This window comes from Bradyrhizobium lupini, assembly GCF_040939785.1.
GTDB classification, from domain to species: domain Bacteria; phylum Pseudomonadota; class Alphaproteobacteria; order Rhizobiales; family Xanthobacteraceae; genus Bradyrhizobium; species Bradyrhizobium canariense_D.
In genome coordinates, this window is the sequence record NZ_CP162553.1 from 894,856 (window position 1) to 909,358 (window position 14,503).

The 14,503-nt window shown below is 57.2% G+C and carries 16 protein-coding genes and 1 pseudogene; 13 read left to right on the plus strand and 4 right to left on the minus strand.

Annotated elements, in window-relative coordinates; all coding sequences use genetic code 11:
• The first annotated feature begins 75 nt into the window (after window positions 1–75).
• From AB3L03_RS04620 to AB3L03_RS04645, 6 genes are all read left to right on the plus strand, one after another.
• Window positions 76–1,095 (plus strand): TAXI family TRAP transporter solute-binding subunit, encoded by a 1,020-nt coding sequence (locus tag AB3L03_RS04620; RefSeq protein ID WP_085358640.1) that lies wholly within the window; start codon window positions 76–78, stop codon window positions 1,093–1,095.
• On the plus strand, window positions 1,092–1,643 hold the full coding sequence (locus AB3L03_RS04625) for a hypothetical protein (protein WP_231188661.1): 552 nt from the start codon (window positions 1,092–1,094) through the stop codon (window positions 1,641–1,643). The genes AB3L03_RS04620 and AB3L03_RS04625 overlap by 4 nt, the downstream gene beginning before the upstream one ends.
• Before the next feature lie 34 nt (window positions 1,644–1,677).
• Window positions 1,678–2,274, plus strand: coding sequence for a DsrE family protein (locus AB3L03_RS04630; protein ID WP_085349057.1), 597 nt, complete (start codon window positions 1,678–1,680; stop codon window positions 2,272–2,274).
• Window positions 2,275–2,756: 482 nt separating this feature from the next.
• Entirely contained in the window at window positions 2,757–3,053 is a 297-nt protein-coding gene (locus AB3L03_RS04635; protein ID WP_085358638.1) for a hypothetical protein, read from the plus strand.
• 391 nt (window positions 3,054–3,444) lie between these two features.
• Window positions 3,445–3,687: a hypothetical protein gene (locus tag AB3L03_RS04640; RefSeq protein WP_204510837.1), complete on the plus strand. Its 243-nt coding sequence runs from the start codon at window positions 3,445–3,447 to the stop codon at window positions 3,685–3,687.
• Window positions 3,688–4,377: 690 nt separating this feature from the next.
• Window positions 4,378–4,536, plus strand: coding sequence for a hypothetical protein (locus AB3L03_RS04645; RefSeq protein ID WP_018456767.1), 159 nt, complete (start codon window positions 4,378–4,380; stop codon window positions 4,534–4,536).
• Window positions 4,537–5,207: 671 nt separating this feature from the next.
• On the opposite strand, the gene AB3L03_RS04650 is transcribed toward AB3L03_RS04645, so the two are convergent.
• Window positions 5,208–5,423, minus strand: a complete 216-nt coding sequence (locus tag AB3L03_RS04650) for a hypothetical protein (protein WP_018456770.1) — start codon at window positions 5,421–5,423, stop codon at window positions 5,208–5,210.
• Window positions 5,424–5,503: 80 nt separating this feature from the next.
• Here AB3L03_RS04650 and AB3L03_RS04655 point away from each other — a divergent pair, with 80 nt between their 5' ends.
• The 5 genes from AB3L03_RS04655 to AB3L03_RS04675 all read left to right on the plus strand — a co-directional run bounded on the left by AB3L03_RS04655 (window position 5,504) and on the right by AB3L03_RS04675 (window position 8,885).
• Window positions 5,504–5,929: a hypothetical protein gene (locus tag AB3L03_RS04655; RefSeq protein WP_157642985.1), complete on the plus strand. Its 426-nt coding sequence runs from the start codon at window positions 5,504–5,506 to the stop codon at window positions 5,927–5,929.
• A gap of 771 nt (window positions 5,930–6,700) precedes the next feature.
• A complete protein-coding gene (locus tag AB3L03_RS04660) occupies window positions 6,701–7,069 on the plus strand; it encodes a hypothetical protein (protein ID WP_143275430.1) in 369 nt (122 codons plus the stop codon).
• Window positions 7,069–7,284 carry a hypothetical protein gene (locus AB3L03_RS04665; protein ID WP_204510836.1) on the plus strand — a complete coding sequence of 72 codons (216 nt, stop codon included), beginning with the start codon at window positions 7,069–7,071 and terminating at the stop codon, window positions 7,282–7,284. Before AB3L03_RS04660 ends, AB3L03_RS04665 begins: the two co-directional genes overlap by 1 nt.
• 321 nt (window positions 7,285–7,605) lie before the next feature.
• A complete protein-coding gene (locus AB3L03_RS04670; RefSeq protein ID WP_162847236.1) occupies window positions 7,606–7,779 on the plus strand; it encodes a hypothetical protein in 174 nt (57 codons plus the stop codon).
• Window positions 7,780–8,672: 893 nt separating this feature from the next.
• Window positions 8,673–8,885, plus strand: a complete 213-nt coding sequence (locus tag AB3L03_RS04675) for a hypothetical protein (RefSeq protein ID WP_018456774.1) — start codon at window positions 8,673–8,675, stop codon at window positions 8,883–8,885.
• A 99-nt stretch (window positions 8,886–8,984) separates the two neighbouring features.
• Here the strand turns inward: AB3L03_RS04675 and AB3L03_RS04680 are convergent.
• Together AB3L03_RS04680 and AB3L03_RS04685 are read right to left on the minus strand one after the other, a co-directional pair.
• Window positions 8,985–9,180 (minus strand): annotated as a pseudogene (locus AB3L03_RS04680) (cold-shock protein).
• A 395-nt stretch (window positions 9,181–9,575) separates the two neighbouring features.
• Window positions 9,576–9,875, minus strand: a complete 300-nt coding sequence (locus tag AB3L03_RS04685) for a hypothetical protein (RefSeq protein ID WP_026233247.1) — start codon at window positions 9,873–9,875, stop codon at window positions 9,576–9,578.
• A 1,029-nt stretch (window positions 9,876–10,904) separates the two neighbouring features.
• Between AB3L03_RS04685 and AB3L03_RS04690 the strand changes: the two genes are divergently transcribed.
• Window positions 10,905–11,318, plus strand: a complete 414-nt coding sequence (locus AB3L03_RS04690) for a hypothetical protein (RefSeq protein ID WP_231188665.1) — start codon at window positions 10,905–10,907, stop codon at window positions 11,316–11,318.
• A 1,678-nt stretch (window positions 11,319–12,996) separates the two neighbouring features.
• Here the strand turns inward: AB3L03_RS04690 and AB3L03_RS04695 are convergent.
• Window positions 12,997–13,476 carry a hypothetical protein gene (locus tag AB3L03_RS04695; RefSeq protein ID WP_231188667.1) on the minus strand — a complete coding sequence of 160 codons (480 nt, stop codon included), beginning with the start codon at window positions 13,474–13,476 and terminating at the stop codon, window positions 12,997–12,999.
• 628 nt (window positions 13,477–14,104) lie between these two features.
• Between AB3L03_RS04695 and AB3L03_RS04700 the strand changes: the two genes are divergently transcribed.
• On the plus strand, window positions 14,105–14,443 hold the full coding sequence (locus AB3L03_RS04700) for an H-NS family nucleoid-associated regulatory protein (protein ID WP_204510834.1): 339 nt from the start codon (window positions 14,105–14,107) through the stop codon (window positions 14,441–14,443).
• Window positions 14,444–14,503 lie beyond the last annotated feature (60 nt).

Sequence of the window (14,503 nt, forward strand, 5' to 3'; positions counted from 1 at the left end):
GAACTTAAACTTACGTGTCGAAGTGAAGAGCGCAGCGGACAAAACAGAGTAGACGTTCCTAGGGGAGCCGGATCGATGAAGCAGCTGGTTGGAATACGCTCTTGGTTTCTCCTCATCGTGATAGCCGCTCCGCTTTTGATCATGGGCTGTTGCCCAGCAATGGCCCAGCAGACTCCGCGGGCGCGTGCGGATCATGCAAGGGCGGAAATTGCGGCCATGAACGATTGGACTGTCGGAATAGCCGGAGGTCTGCTGGAAGGAGCTCCCATTCGGCTTGCCGCGGAAATGGCGCGAGTGGCCGATGATGGAACGGACCTCCACGTGCTGCCCATCGTGACCCGTGGCGCAACCGAAAACGTCAATTCGCTGCTGTATTTGCGGGGCATTGATGCAGCAATCATCAATTCCGACGCACTTGACGAGTACAAGAGCCAAGTGCCGGACATCCAGCGACGGATCACCTATGTGCTCAACCTGTTTCCATCTGAACTGCACGTATTCGTCAGGCCCGAAATTCAGAGCTTGAGTGATCTGGTCGGAAAGAAGGTCAATTTCAACACCCAAGGTACCGCCGCAGCTTATTCGGGCCCGCTGATCTTCAGCCGGCTGGGGATCGAGGTCGATAAGGCATTCATCCCCCATCAGGTTGCGATGGAACAAATGCGCAGGGGTGAGCTGGCCGCCGTCGTTTTCATAACATCGAAGCCGGTGGATGCATTCATACGTGGTCGCTGGGATGCCGGCTTCAAGTTCTTGCCGGTCCCCTACGAGAGCAAGTTCGAAGATTATTATCTGCCATCTTGGCTGGACGCAGCTGATTATCCAAACTTGATCAGGCAGGGGGAACGCGTGACAACTATTGCCGTTCCAACCGTGCTGGTCGCTTTCAATTGGCCGATCAAATCCAATCGCTTTAATCGTGTGGCGCGCTTTGTCGACCGCCTGTTCTCGCGGATCAACAAACTGCAGGAGCCCGGTTTCGATCCGAAATGGAAGTCGATCAACTTGGCGGCGACGGTCCCTGGCCTGACGCGTTCTCCCGCGGCGCAGGCCTGGCTCGATCGTCTGCCGCGTTCGAGCCAGGCGGCGCAATGACGTTCACCCTGATCGCTCTCGTCGTGACGCTCGCGATCGCAAATGACCTCGCTCGGGCCCGAGGCGCCGAAGACCCTATGGCGCCGGTTCGCGTCTCTGATCGGCCCGCAAATGGAGCCGGGGCGTGGATCGTCAGCGAGACCACCTCGCCAGTTGATTATTCATCGATCATCAAGGCGACACTACCATCTCAAGGGGACGCAGCAATGAGCCTGTCGATACGCTGTCGCGGCGGCCTGACCGAAGTGTTGCTTGATGGAGCCGGCCTGTCGGGCCGTCGCGAGGATTACACCCTATCCCTGCGCATCAATGATGATCCACCTCTTCAGGTCTCAACAATTACGTCGGTACGCGGTGTCGCGCTTGAAGGCGATGTCGTTCGCCTGTTGCAATCGATCCCCGGCCACAGCGAACTTTCCGTGCATGTGTCACGCCGAACGGGGACTAGCGCCGGTGCAGTGTTCGCTCTCTATGGTATCGAGAGCGTACGTGCAAAATTGGCGGCAACATGCAAATGGCCACGCGCGATCGCGAAGCCCAACAATTGATCATGAACCTCAGCTTGCTTGGAGAAACAACATAATGCACAAATTTCCGAAGATTATCACAGCGATGATCGCGACAATCATCTCGCTCCCGGTCGGGCTGTCTAGTTCCGCGGCACAGGAGACTCGCCTGCTCTCGGCACAGCCCAGTTTGCCTGCAGCCTCAACACATGGCGCGGCAAGAACGCACGCGAATTCATCGGCGCGGGCCGCGACGCCAAAACAATTTGAGCTGGCGCGCATCGCGCCATCGTCTGCTGCCAAGAAAGAGCACCGCTTAATCCTTCAGGTCAACACAAGCGACTCCGCGTCAATGAATCTTGCATTGAACAATGCACTCAACGTCGCGCAATACTACAAGGAGGTTGGTGAAGGAGTGAAAGTGGAGGTGATTACCTTCGGCCCCGGCCTCCATATGCTCCGCGATGACACATCGCCGGTGAAAGCGCGAATTGAGGAAATGGCTCTGAGCACGCCGGAAGTATCATTCAAAGCCTGTGGAAACACGCAAGAGAAAATGCAAAAGGCCGAAAATAAAGACATTCCGATCGTTGCCCAAGCCCAAGTGGTGAGGTCGGGCGTCGTTAGGGTGATGCAGTTGCAGGAGCAGGGATGGACCTACGTCAAGCCATGAAATGGCGACCAGACAATGCCTATCGAGCGGCTAGGTGCCGGCCTGCGGTCGCGACACCCCGATCGAGTGGGTCGCCGCAGCCGATGCAAATTGACTGGCCTCGATCGGGACAGATCTATCGCGCGCTATTGACCGGGCAGCGCCAGACCGACTGTCTGATCATGCGCACGAGAGCGACTTCGGGAGCGGGTTGAGCGAACATCGGTTCGTCTCAGTCACTTGCGAGGTCTGGTAGCAATTTTGCGGGGCAGCCCCTGCCCCTCCCATCCTACTCGGCCGCCTGCTAAGGTCGATTGTCCCGTAGCAGCATAGGGTATCGGAGATGCAGGGCGGCGCGAGCTGTGACGCACAGTGCTTCGATTTACGTCAGTTCTGATGACCTCTTTTTCGAGGGCAAGCGATTAAATTACACTGGATTTTATTTTGTTAACGCGTCAGATTTCTAAACTTAAAGCGAGTCGATTTTATGTTGGGGATGTTAAATGGCAAAACCTGCCGTTTCCCGTAATGCCTTTCGAGCGTTATTCGCTCTTTATGCGAAAGCTGATCACAAGCACAATGGCGATTATTGTGTGTTGAAGCTGCCTGGATCCGCTAAAGGCATTCCTGATCGGCTGCTACAGCAGTGGTCGCACCAGGCTGATCTACCCGGCGCTGAAGCCATCGCCAGCACACTGGAGCCGCGCACCCGCGAGATCGTGAATGGTCGTAAACGCTATGACCACGCCAGCGACTTTCTCCACGTGCTGCTGAGAGACCTAGAGCTAAGGGAACACTGAAGAGACGTCGCTGCGTCAGGCTCCGCGAGGTCTTGCAGACCTGAATGATAATGCCTTTTGCCTCCGCGCTCTATATGCACCAGTCTGCTATTCCAATGCCGGGCAGCCGGCCCATTTTGTCGATATGGTGCTCGCATGCCGAGGTCGATTTACCAGCCATTGCATGAAAGGCTGCGAACGGAGAACGGTCAAAGTCTCCGCCTCACCTTTTCAGAAATTGAAGCGATCTTGGGGAAGCCTCTGCCGAGATCGGCCTACACCTTCACTGCGTGGTGGAGCACACTGAAGAGAGCAGGTCCTCAAGCGAGAGCCTGGATATCCGCTGGTTATCGTGTCCGGGTCTCAATGAAGCACCGCATCGTCGAATTCTATCGTTCTGATGTGAACACCAATGATCGTCATGGAACGCCCTGGCTGCATTGAAGCTTCCCATGATGGCGGACCTATCAACCTCGGTGTTCGGGACAAACTGCGAGAACAAGCCGGCGCAGAATCAAGTTGCAACTTCAGGGCCGCAGCGAAAACTGCTGCGGCCCTGTTTTTGAGCGGAAGCCGCGAACCGGATGCTCCGGAACGTGGCGAGAAAACTCTAACGGGAACGCTGCGCGATGGCTTTAAGCCGCATGAGGGTTGACGATGGTGTACCCTCGCAGGGAGCGCGGGTGAATTCGCGTTGCGTGCCCACCTGAGTTGGCATCGTACGCCTTCCAGATGTCACCAGCGATGTGCTGTTCAAGGACGAAGACGTGTCCACGTCGCGCGGCAACCATTCCCGGTGCTGGCGAGGTGCGGGGAAAGCGCAGCCAATTGGCTGCGAGGTTCAGTTCCGGTACTACCCGACCAAACACTCGGATCGCCGCACCACATCCGCAGAACGATCGAGGGCAACCGGCCGGACGACCGCTAACGATCTCACTACTTAAGGCCCCTGAGCTGGCCACAGACATCCGTAGGCTAGCAACGGCACCTCGCTGCAGGCGCGGTGCCGGTCTCGTGTATCTCTGCGCTTGCACCAGCGAAGATGAAAAGTCGCATGGCATAATCACGTTGCATTCAGGTGGCAAAGCGGCGCGCAAGGGGCGCGCTTCAGATGAAATGGATGTCGCAAAAGCGAGCAATAAAGCTACGACTACTCGAATGAACATGCAGGACTCCGGGTTAATAGCCCTGCCCCGACGCGCAGAAAGCGCCTTTTAATTTGGCGAAATTAAGTTGCAAAACTAGCATTAAATAGGATTCTATGGCCGAGTTAAATCAAGAAAGGAACGTTTCGATTTGCCTCGAGTCCTTGTGCGACCGATCCCTTGTTGTCGTGGATCGATAGATGGAAAAAGCAGTCGCCTACGCAATCTCAGCGGCCCTCGTAGGTATCGGTGTTTTGATACTGGTCGTTGGCCTGTCCTCCAGCTCGCCCGCTTTGTGGGTGATGGTCGCGCTCGTGCCGATCACGATCGGGATCGTGAGCGCTTTTGGCCCCGTGTAAGGATGGGGAAAACGGCCGATGCGTCAGATCGTCTGCATTTTCCGAATCGCGCCTCTGTGCACGCTCTCAACTGGTTTCAGATTTGCGGGTACACGCGCGTGAGCCATTTCGTCTCTATGCTTCTGCTTGCCCTCGCCCTGACGCTGACCTTGTGCTTCGGGGTGGCAGCCTGGCGCGTGTCGGCCGGCAATGACGTCGAGATCACCGCAACGATTCCGCATGGGGAATACGGATGGAGATCGAGGTCGAGGAACTGAATGCCTTGCGCTCACCCTTCGGCTACATCCTGGCGACTATGAACGTGGACCTTGACGACTCGCCATCGAGCGGAGGCTGCCCCGCGTCTCCTACCGTCCTGCCTCGGGCTCGCCGACGGGCCTTTAGGACCGCAGGTCGTCCGTTCGCAACATAGCGATCAGATTCGCGACCGCCAGCTCCAGGTGCGGCAGGGCATCACAGGGCTCTGCGGCATCGAGATCGTCCACGTGCCAATTCTGGACCCGGTCCGCGATGGCCAGGAAAGCGGCGTTCGACCATCGATTGATGCTCCGCCTCTTTTAATCCTATGACGATATCTGCTTGCCGGAAGTCAGGTAAGGTGCACGGCAGCGGAAGTTCATCAGCATCGTTGCCGAAAAATCCCCGACACGCGGCGAGGTCATAGCTTACCGTCAACTATTCTGACGAAGGAGGAATGGCATCAGCTTCTCAAAGATTTCTATCCGAAAGCGATCAATCTCCCAACTGAGCGCATCGCTGAATCCCGCGGCATACGCATGGATGATCGCTCGGTCCGCAGTCACTTTGGTCGTCACGCCATTTACGACCACCGAGCCTGTCAGGATCTTTCCGTCCCATTCAACAGCGCGACCATAACCCACCGACATGGCAACTCCAAACACAAGAAGGGTTGGTCTTATGCCGCACCAGGCGGTTATCTCACACCCACGTCGTCGCTTGTTTGTTCGTGCTGCCGCTCATCGTCCTCATCTCGGATAAGTTTGTGAGATTAGCGCAAACCAAAGCAAGGCACGACTGCGCACCACAGTCAGTTCCTTCCGATTCTCTCGATGAATTCCAACGCGGCTGGCGCAATGTCATCGAACTCGACAAAGCAGCGGCGCAGTTCATCTGCGATCTCTACGGTTACATCACGCGACCATCCCTCAACCGTGTTGAAGACCACGATCCGAGCAGGGTGCTTGTATTGACCTTCCATTATTTGGCGCATCAGCGTCGCTCGACCAGTGTCGTCTTCGGAGGTTTCGCTCCAGGCACGGCCGAGCCCACCTCCATAATCCTCGAGCACAAGATAGACGTCACGTGGATATGGATGAGGCACGATGGACGGAGAATGAGGCATGATCCCAAAACTCTGAAAATCGTCATTTAATTTCTATATTAAACTATATTAAATATGCAATTTCAATCTAATTTACAGCCGTCCGGCTGCGCTTTCGATCGGTCGACACTGCCTATCGAGCGACCCACTCGCCGGCACACGCGCTTTTGGAGGCGAGCAAAAAGCGAGCCGTGGGGTAACGGCGGCGGCGATGGCTGTCCCAACGGCAAGGACGACAGAGGCCGCTAACGTTTTTCGGAGGCACGGCGGTTGGTACGGGCTCGCCAATTACCGCGTTTGCCCGATTCCTCTCCCCAAGTGGGCGATGCAGTCGGGCCCCAGCTTTCCCCATTGCCCCAAGCAAGGCTCATTTTGTTCGGCTTGGAACGACTTACTGATTGCCAAGTTTTCCCGTGCCTCCCCAAGGGGCAGCTGCCTTCACCAAGGCGGCTCGATAGCCCCAGCTTCACCGCCCTGAGGCTGGGGTCCTTTTGCTGTCTGGATAGCTGCAGACTCAGGAGGGCGTTGATGCAGGGTTATAGCTCGATCCTTCTTGTCCAACGGTTGAACGACCTCGTTTGTCAACTGTCAGAGCTGGAAGATCTGCGGCTTAAAGTCCAAGAGGCGGAGCGACGCGCCTCGGCTGTACCTGCATTGCAGTCGCCTCCGAGCACTCAATCGCAGCGACGGCGAGCCGCGGGGGAGCGGACCCCCGAGGAGTGACTGGAACCCGATTTATCCTGCGTTAGCGAACGAGCGTAGAGGCTGTGCAGCTCGACTGCCCTGAAGGGAGTGAACTTCACGATCCTCGCGTGGTGAGGCTTGAGCAAGGGGCTTCGCATTCCGCATTTATCTTCGGCTTTCTCGCGCGACAACACGCGCCAGTCAATTATCCGCGCAGAGCGACTGGCCGCCGAACTGATTGAAAATATCGATCGGCTGTTTGCCCCTCTTCATCTCGATGAGGGAAATAGGGCGCAGCGCGCTCGAGCGGTCGACCAGCGCAAGCGTGTATTGGCGGATTGGCGCAGGCCGCACGCGACAGCAATGGCGATGAGACAGCATGGCGTTCTGAAGCCTTGCCCCACGCTGATGTTCGTCAATGGCGCCAGCGAACTCGACAAAAGCACGACCAGGACTTACGTGATACCTGCGTCATGCTGCTCGATCGGGCTGGCTGCGACTTGCTGATGACCTGCGACATCACTGGGCATTCATACCGAAGCGCGCAGACCATTGTGAAGCACTCCCGCGCCCGGAAGGCGGCTCAGGCCGAGTCCGGCATCGACTGGCTTGAATTGCAGGTGCGGAAGGAAGGGCTGAACCTGGATCGTCATTCTGTCGGTGTTTTTCAGCGGTGCATGGCTCCGGCCGAAGCCTTCGGCTATGCGCGCTCTCGGGCGTGAGAGAGGTGCGCGTGAGCTAGTTCATGTCCGCGCTGCTAGTGGTGACTGCGTTGACGCTGACCCTATGCTTCGGCCTGGCAGCCTCGCGCCAGTCCACCGGCAGGGCAGCCGATTTCACCATTGCCTCCCAAAATTCCAGACTGGGACGCGGATGGGATGCCCCTGAAGACAAATGGCCTCGCCTCGGAAGCAGTAGCATGGCTTCCATTGACGGGGGCTCCCCACCTATCGTGAGCACCGCATCATCAACCGGCAATAAAGGATCTGGAACTATCTTACACGTAGGTTCTTCCGTTCTGATTGGCCACCGGAGGCTAACAGATGACGGATGAACAGCTAGCTCTTCAGGCTGTGAGTGACGCCCAGCGCATTTTGGAAAAATACTTAGAACCGAGGCCCCGGAATAACGAGCGCATCATCTTGGACAAGCTGGTGGAGGTGCTCGAGCGGCCAGATCTTCTGGTCGCTGTTCATCGGATGCAGCGCGGCTCGTAAGCGCGCCGTTGCTGGTCGGCTCGTGCGAATTCGAGCCAGTCCTCAGCAAGCTTTAGCCACGGCTCCGCGTCGACGGAACTGACGGGCTTGCGCCGTCCGTTCCCTGCACACGTCAGCTAACTGGTAGAAGCGAAGTACATCTTCAGACATGCAAAATGACGCGACTAGGCCCATCACCCCGCCTCAAGAGTATCGCCTCTTCCGACACTGCCTGTCGAGTATCTTACATATCATCCTGATTAGGTGACTCCTCGCCCACTGTGCTAACTGGCAACCCCGCCGGCCCGCAGACGCTTTCAAGTGCCGGCTTTGCCGGTTGCCAGCACCATATAGGCAGACGCCGCGTCACAACTCAGCAGGTGGCGTACCAGCCATCAGGAAACGGGAGCGGAGGCCATTCGCCCGCGGTGTCATTCGCGGCCTCCGGCTCGGCGTCGATTGGCCCACCTGCCGAAGGACGCCACGCAGGAGGCGCACCCGGCTCGCGATCATAGGGGTGCTGGTCGGAAGGCGCTGTGCTGCCGAAGTGCATAGACTCTATCGAGGGCATAAGTGCACCCCGCGCTCTTGATATCTCACAATTAAATAGACAATGCATCTATTAAATATATTAAATGTTTGACTTGTTCAATCGCGAAATGATTGAATAGGTTTGTCCTACGGCGCCCGTGAGCGCGGTATTTTGAGGCCAGCGACCATGTCCTTGGCATTCCCGCACTGGCTGATGATCGCAGGGCGGGGTGACGGCTATATTGGTGTCCTCGTCAGCGGAAAGAAAGCGAACCGGGTTGATCGACCGCCATGCGAGCCGATCGATGTGCCGGCTTTACCGCTCCTCAACTCGCATGACCCGCAGTAGCTCGCGCGCGTTCCGCCAAGAGCGAGGGTTAGCAATGGCTGTCAGAATTGAATGGGGTCCGCTTGAGGCGATAACGAACGTCCGCAACGAAGCGTGCAAGGCCCGAGACTTCATCATCCAGTCCCATGATGGACACGTGCAGGGGCAGATTGTCGTGCCTGACGACGCCGATCAGTTCGTCATGGGGGCATGTGAAATCCGGCTTCTCGAGCTGCTAAAGGACGCCATCAAGGAACTGGAGCGGTGAACGCGCCGAAGATTGCCGCCAAAGCGAGTACTAAATTCGATACGTGGTCAAAGCGCCCGGCCCGCCTGTGCGAACCGGCGGGCCCTGTCCCAGCCACGCCTACCGTCTCAGATTACCTGCGGACTGCTCGCCCCGATCGCTCACGATCTCGTAGCTCACCTTTGCACCTTCTGCCAAACCACTGAAGCCAGCCTTCTCCACCGCTGAAATGTGGACAAAGACGTCCTTCCCGCGGTCGTCGGGCTGAATGAAGCCATAGCCTTTGGTTGAGCCACTTCACAACACCTGTCGCCACGCACGTCTCTCCTAAATGACCGTCGCCACATGACAGAAGCTGATAAAAACGAAAAGCCCACCAACTTAGGATTTAGTTTAAAATGCGAGTTGGATGAATGACCGCCTGTACTGGGACAGGCGTCATGTTGCCCACATGAGGAAGGCAGCCAACGTGAACCGGCGCCCTCCCGTCAATTTCCCACGGTGGACCAGCAGGGAACGAACACCTCGATAGGGAGCTTGAGAATCTTGCCGGCTCCTCGCGAGCTAACTGAGCGGCCGCGGCCACCCAAAAGTCGGCCTGAAGCCGGGGCAATCTCACTGCTGGCGCCTACACAGCCGGGACGAACTCGTCGGCTTGGAAATGGCCCGCAATGTGAACCGGCGAATTTTGTCGCAATCAAATGCGACGCGCTAACGCACTGAGCGCAGATAATGGTCTGGTCGGTTGGCGCGATTCATCTCAGCGAAGGCCTTCCCCAACTCTTCCGCCGTATGCTTCGCCTTGAAATTCTCCCATGCGATCATGAACCGCCCCTTCGCTTCATCGAGTGAGCCAGCTTTCCCGAACGGCGGACCGGGAAGCGTCACGATGCACGTCCACAACCAAAACCCCGGGGAGCATTCGTTGGCGTAGCGGATGCGCCCGACTAGCTGCCGGTCCTCGTGAACCGTGTAATCATCCAGGCCTATCATCCGCAGTGTCAGAGGCATTGTGGCTTGCCGCAGGGTAGAAACGAAGATAAAGCGCGGCGGATTACATTGTGCCAATTAAACCTCGCCTGACCTGCGCGGCGAGGAACCCGTGTCCTCACTGCGCCGTTGCTGTCTCGCTAGCTTGCCCAAGCTGGCGGAGCGGCTCCGGCGTACCTCAAAAGCCAACCCTGAAGCCGGGGCCGTCTCTCCGCCATCGGTCTTTTCGGAGCATATGTTGTTGCGCGGCGCACAACGCAGGTCCTACCGCCATAACCCCAGCTTGAGTCACGACCGCGGGCAGGAAACCGTTTCGAGCCTCACACGCAATGACGCGAAACAACGCCCTCCAAGACTGAACGGCATTGACGTCCTCTCGAGGAGAGTAAGATGAGGAAACTATTTTTCGGTGCGGCCTTACTCGCGATCGCATTCGTGGGGTGTTCAACGATTATCTCGGCCGCTCTTTCTGCAGCCCGGGAGCCAAGGCCGCAACATTCTCCGAACGCTTTGCGCCCGCGCTGAAGTCCGCCTCGAGCGGCTAAATGCACTCATAGCCGTTATGAACCTGATCTGGCGGCGCCTTACTTACATGATACTGGCCGGCATGCGGTCTAAGCTCGTGAGAGCAACGACTAAAACGACCGGTGTGACCGGCGGGTCATTTTTCCACTTTGACAAGATAAATCGACCGCACGATGCGGCGAGCTGACTGAGACGATCATGCGTGATCGCGCGCCGCTTCTCATCAGCTGTTAGTTTCTCGCGTCAGTCAAATCGTGACGAGAACAATAATAATTGCGATTTCAACCAGTAACACCGCTGCTGTCATGGTGGGGACGATAAAAACGTAGCCATGCGGAGGATGATCCGCCTCACCATCGGCCAAGAAACGGCCCCTCACATCTCATGGCGTAAGCAGGGGCGGGATGCGGGAGCCGTTTCTCGGTGGCCAGACGCGTTCGTCCGGCGCCAGGCACTCTCAAATTAATTCTATTTTAAATATCGGTCAACATTTAAATTGGCATTATATTATTTATTCATTTAAAAATGACCCTGTGCTTTAAAATCGCCCAGCTTGCCTTGGAGCGAGCGCATCCGTCGTTCCCCATCCTTTGCTGCCTCGCAAGAGAGCAGGACGTATCCGCGGACAAACGCGTGCCGCCCGCTATCGCGCATGGCACGGATTGGATCGAGCGTTACCCATGGATTGCCGCGGCCGCTCTGAAGAACCGCCAGAAGCACTTCGTCGTCGAGGGTGAGGAGGTAGTGCTTGGCGTCGATGACGTTTCCGATTTCAACGCCCTGCACTCTCTGCCAGGCAGCTTCAATTTCCCGTCTCCGTTGGATTTTTTCAAAGATCCGGTGGCTATGGGCAAGCAGATCCTCGCGCAGTTCGACCCGTCGAAGATACTCCCGAAGGCACCGAATCTGCCGATGCCTGACCCCGCCCAACCCTACTGAAGCGGGCCGCGACCTGGACCAGGCTCAATTGCGCTTTCAGCACGAGGACGAGAAATTGCTTCCTCGCTTCTAGTCAAGCAAAACGGCCTCGGGACTTAATGGGGCGGTTTCTGCATCCAGGCTCGTTTGTTTTAGGTTACTGACCCCTCGATAAATCCCCGGCTCCATGCCTATGAACTCACTTCGGAGAACGACACGTATGGCGCACGAACTGCAATTTCTCTTTCTCCACGAGATCACGCAGGAGCAGCCCACTGGAGAGGTTCCGAAGCACGACCCAATCCCGCTCCTGATACTCTTTCTTGATCCTCCCAACCGTGTTTGCTGCAAAGTCTTGCGCAACCCGTTGGCTCCTTCGCTTAGGCCGCCCACATACGCCATGATGAGAACTGTCGGAGCGAAGCCCAGCAGGCACGCGACATCTATTGCTTCTGACCCTGTTGATGCTGTCTTGGTTGCCATCACCTTGAAAGCCAAAGAAGATAACTGTCTCAGTAGCCGACGCACGTGCCCTGGAGGGCGGCGAGGAGTCCTCGGCTGGGATTTCTGACATTGCGATGCTCGCGCATGAAGCTTCGCATCTCGTGCTGCCGTCCCGTGCAGTCTCGTTCGCTTTACCGCGCAGCGGGGGTCGGCGAGCAAGCATTCGAAATCCATGTGAAGCTTAAACCGAAAGCAGTTCCCGGTCGGCTTACAAATGGAACCAAATTGACCGCCATTAAATGAGAAATTTGATTATGTCATATAATCATGATGACTCCATCGCAAAAACGAAAAATATGTTGGGGGAAAACATGGGAGGTTGAAATGGAAGCTGCCCGCCGCCTGCGTGCAATGGCGCTGCTATGCCGACAGACTGCCGCACTCCAACCTGAGAGAAGCTGGAAACTGCTTGCAGAGGCAGAGTACTGGGAGCATCTGGCGGCTGCGGCTTCAGCTCATTGAGCTTCGGTGGAGTATTCTTTATCTTTCGCTTTTCGTCGACTTCTTACTTCAAATCATTTTCTGAGGCATGTGATGTCGAGTACGCGTCAGATTTTTTCTAGTGCTGTTCTGAATGAACGGCACCAGGCGCTTCTGGAGGAGCTTAGAGAGGTGGAGAAGCTTCGACGCAAGCTCCGACATGTAGAAGCAAGAACGATGGGCAGAAGACGGCGTACCAAAGCGAGCGGCGGAGCAAGAGCCGTTTAGAGACGGCCGGGACCGCAGTAGCGAGCCTTGGTGACGACGTCGCTGCGACATGTCGGCAACCAGCCAGGCCGGGGTGCCTCACAATGCTCGAACTAACTCGGCGGCGAGACCGGCCGTCGATTCAGGATCGCGCGTTAGCTCCGACCTTCATTCGACGTTGCACTTCGGAACACAGCAACGAGTCGATCGCCTTGCCAAAGCTCAACGTCGTGCTCGTCATGCATTTGCTCGGCTCGGCGTCTCGCCGTCTGCTCATCAATGCAGTCGAGCTTTGCAGCGCAGATCAGTTGCCGGCTGCCGTCCACCACGAACACCTTGTACCGCATAATGCAGTCCGATCCCAAAGGCGACCGTCATCGTACTCGAATGTCCGTCTAAGCCGGTGCCAAACTAGGCGTGGCGCACGGAATCTTTGTACGTGTGGCAGTTCGGCTATACCGGCTCGTGGAATCCATTGATTGCGCGGCGGATGTACCTCGCATCTAAGCTAACGTAATCTCCACGCATGCCGAAGCGTGCGGCTCGAGCTCAAGAGCGAGAGGCCACCAAGCGTCATCAGCAGTACACCGAACCAGGCCGTCCAGCTGCGCGCTTCGCCGTGCGCCTCTGCAGTGCGCGCGCCCAGCGGCATATCTTGAGGTGCGTCGGCGAGAAGCTGCCCAACGTCGACTTGGCCCGGTGCGGAGTGTTCGGAGGTGATCTGGTTGGGAAGATCGACAATGGGGGCCGCCGACCCCGTGCCGAGATTGGAAGCGGCATCAGCTACCTTCATTTCGGGTACAGGCGGCTGAGATTGCTCGGGCGGTGCGGAGCGCAGCACCTCCGCGCGCGCATCAACGACCGCGCTCCACCTCGTCCCGTTCTCGTCCAAACTGGCGCTGCGGTCTTTGGCCATGCGAGCCCGAATCGGCTTCTTCACCGTCGCGATGCCCTCGGCCAGGAACCAGCATTTGCGGCGACCGTCCATTCGGTAGACCCAATGCTGTCCACCAGTGGTCGAGGTACCGGGACGCGGGACGCATTCGGCTTGCGGCGGAGAGGTTACCGTGGGTTGGGGCGTAGCAGTATTGAAGAAGTCGGCAAGAGGGTTGGAAGACGCAGGCGCCGCCGATAAACCTCCGACAAGCACCAAACTGGCGAAGTATAATCGCAAATGACCGGACATCGAAAACTCCCGGGTGCGCCCCACCCCCCGCTCGAACCTTAGCGGCGACAACGGCTCCCATGCGGCTTAAATCGGGCGGCGCGATGAATTAATTAATTGTACTCTTGGCTACCTGATTAATATGCCGGTCACGAGGCAGCGCGATTCATCGAGCCGTCCGCGCCGCCGTCCGGTGATCGCCATCTTTGCGCTCGTCCCCGAGCACGAAAGCGCAACTGGCCAAGGGTGAGTTTGTGGAGGTCACGAGACGTGGCTACCCCGCGCGGCGATTTAAATACTCCGCCACGATATTACCACTGTCGCGCCTTTCTCCCTGCTACCTCTCGTATTAAATGTGGATTGCATGATCAATATTTAACTGAGGGCTTGTCTGTTCCCGGATTCCCGACTTGTCTGCCTGGGCCTTCTGCCCAAGATTAGGGATGGAGCCATGAACACCGCGCATTTCAATTCGCTCTCCGTTGACGAGCTCTGGATATTTCACCAAGAGGTCGCCGCCAAACTCACTCAGAAAATGTTGATGCAAAAAGCACATTTGGAGGAACGGCTCCACAGGATTGGACTGGCCAACGAGGCCACGCGGTTCAATCGCGAGCGCCGTCCATACCCGCCCGTTCGTCCCAAATATCGCAATCCGAAGAACCCGGCGGAGACATGGTCGGGTCGCGGCAGGCTGCCTCGATGGCTGCGGCCGCAGCTTCGAGGCGGCCGAAAATTGGACGATTTCCTAATCGATCGGGCTTCAGCCGAAAAGCGGCAGACCAATTGAGCGCGCGTTGCGGCATTTTGGGATGGAAATGCTGGCGCCGGCTGTTCCCCCTGGGCTCTG

Excerpts from the sequence above, each read along its gene's own strand:
- AB3L03_RS04640 (WP_204510837.1), top strand. The coding sequence starts at position 3,445 with ATGATCGTCATGGAACGCCCTGGCTGCATTGAAGCTTCCCATGATGGC.
- AB3L03_RS04700 (WP_204510834.1), top strand. The coding sequence starts at position 14,105 with ATGAACACCGCGCATTTCAATTCGCTCTCCGTTGACGAGCTCTGGATA.
- AB3L03_RS04665 (WP_204510836.1), top strand. The coding sequence starts at position 7,069 with ATGACCTGCGACATCACTGGGCATTCATACCGAAGCGCGCAGACCATT.
- AB3L03_RS04645 (WP_018456767.1), top strand. The coding sequence starts at position 4,378 with ATGGAAAAAGCAGTCGCCTACGCAATCTCAGCGGCCCTCGTAGGTATC.
- AB3L03_RS04625 (WP_231188661.1), top strand. The coding sequence starts at position 1,092 with ATGACGTTCACCCTGATCGCTCTCGTCGTGACGCTCGCGATCGCAAAT.
- AB3L03_RS04630 (WP_085349057.1), top strand. The coding sequence starts at position 1,678 with ATGCACAAATTTCCGAAGATTATCACAGCGATGATCGCGACAATCATC.
- AB3L03_RS04690 (WP_231188665.1), top strand. The coding sequence starts at position 10,905 with ATGACCCTGTGCTTTAAAATCGCCCAGCTTGCCTTGGAGCGAGCGCAT.
- AB3L03_RS04675 (WP_018456774.1), top strand. The coding sequence starts at position 8,673 with ATGGCTGTCAGAATTGAATGGGGTCCGCTTGAGGCGATAACGAACGTC.
- AB3L03_RS04695 (WP_231188667.1), bottom strand. The coding sequence starts at position 13,476 with ATGGACGGTCGCCGCAAATGCTGGTTCCTGGCCGAGGGCATCGCGACG.
- AB3L03_RS04650 (WP_018456770.1), bottom strand. The coding sequence starts at position 5,423 with ATGTCGGTGGGTTATGGTCGCGCTGTTGAATGGGACGGAAAGATCCTG.
- AB3L03_RS04635 (WP_085358638.1), top strand. The coding sequence starts at position 2,757 with ATGGCAAAACCTGCCGTTTCCCGTAATGCCTTTCGAGCGTTATTCGCT.
- AB3L03_RS04620 (WP_085358640.1), top strand. The coding sequence starts at position 76 with ATGAAGCAGCTGGTTGGAATACGCTCTTGGTTTCTCCTCATCGTGATA.
- AB3L03_RS04685 (WP_026233247.1), bottom strand. The coding sequence starts at position 9,875 with ATGCCTCTGACACTGCGGATGATAGGCCTGGATGATTACACGGTTCAC.
- AB3L03_RS04670 (WP_162847236.1), top strand. The coding sequence starts at position 7,606 with ATGACGGATGAACAGCTAGCTCTTCAGGCTGTGAGTGACGCCCAGCGC.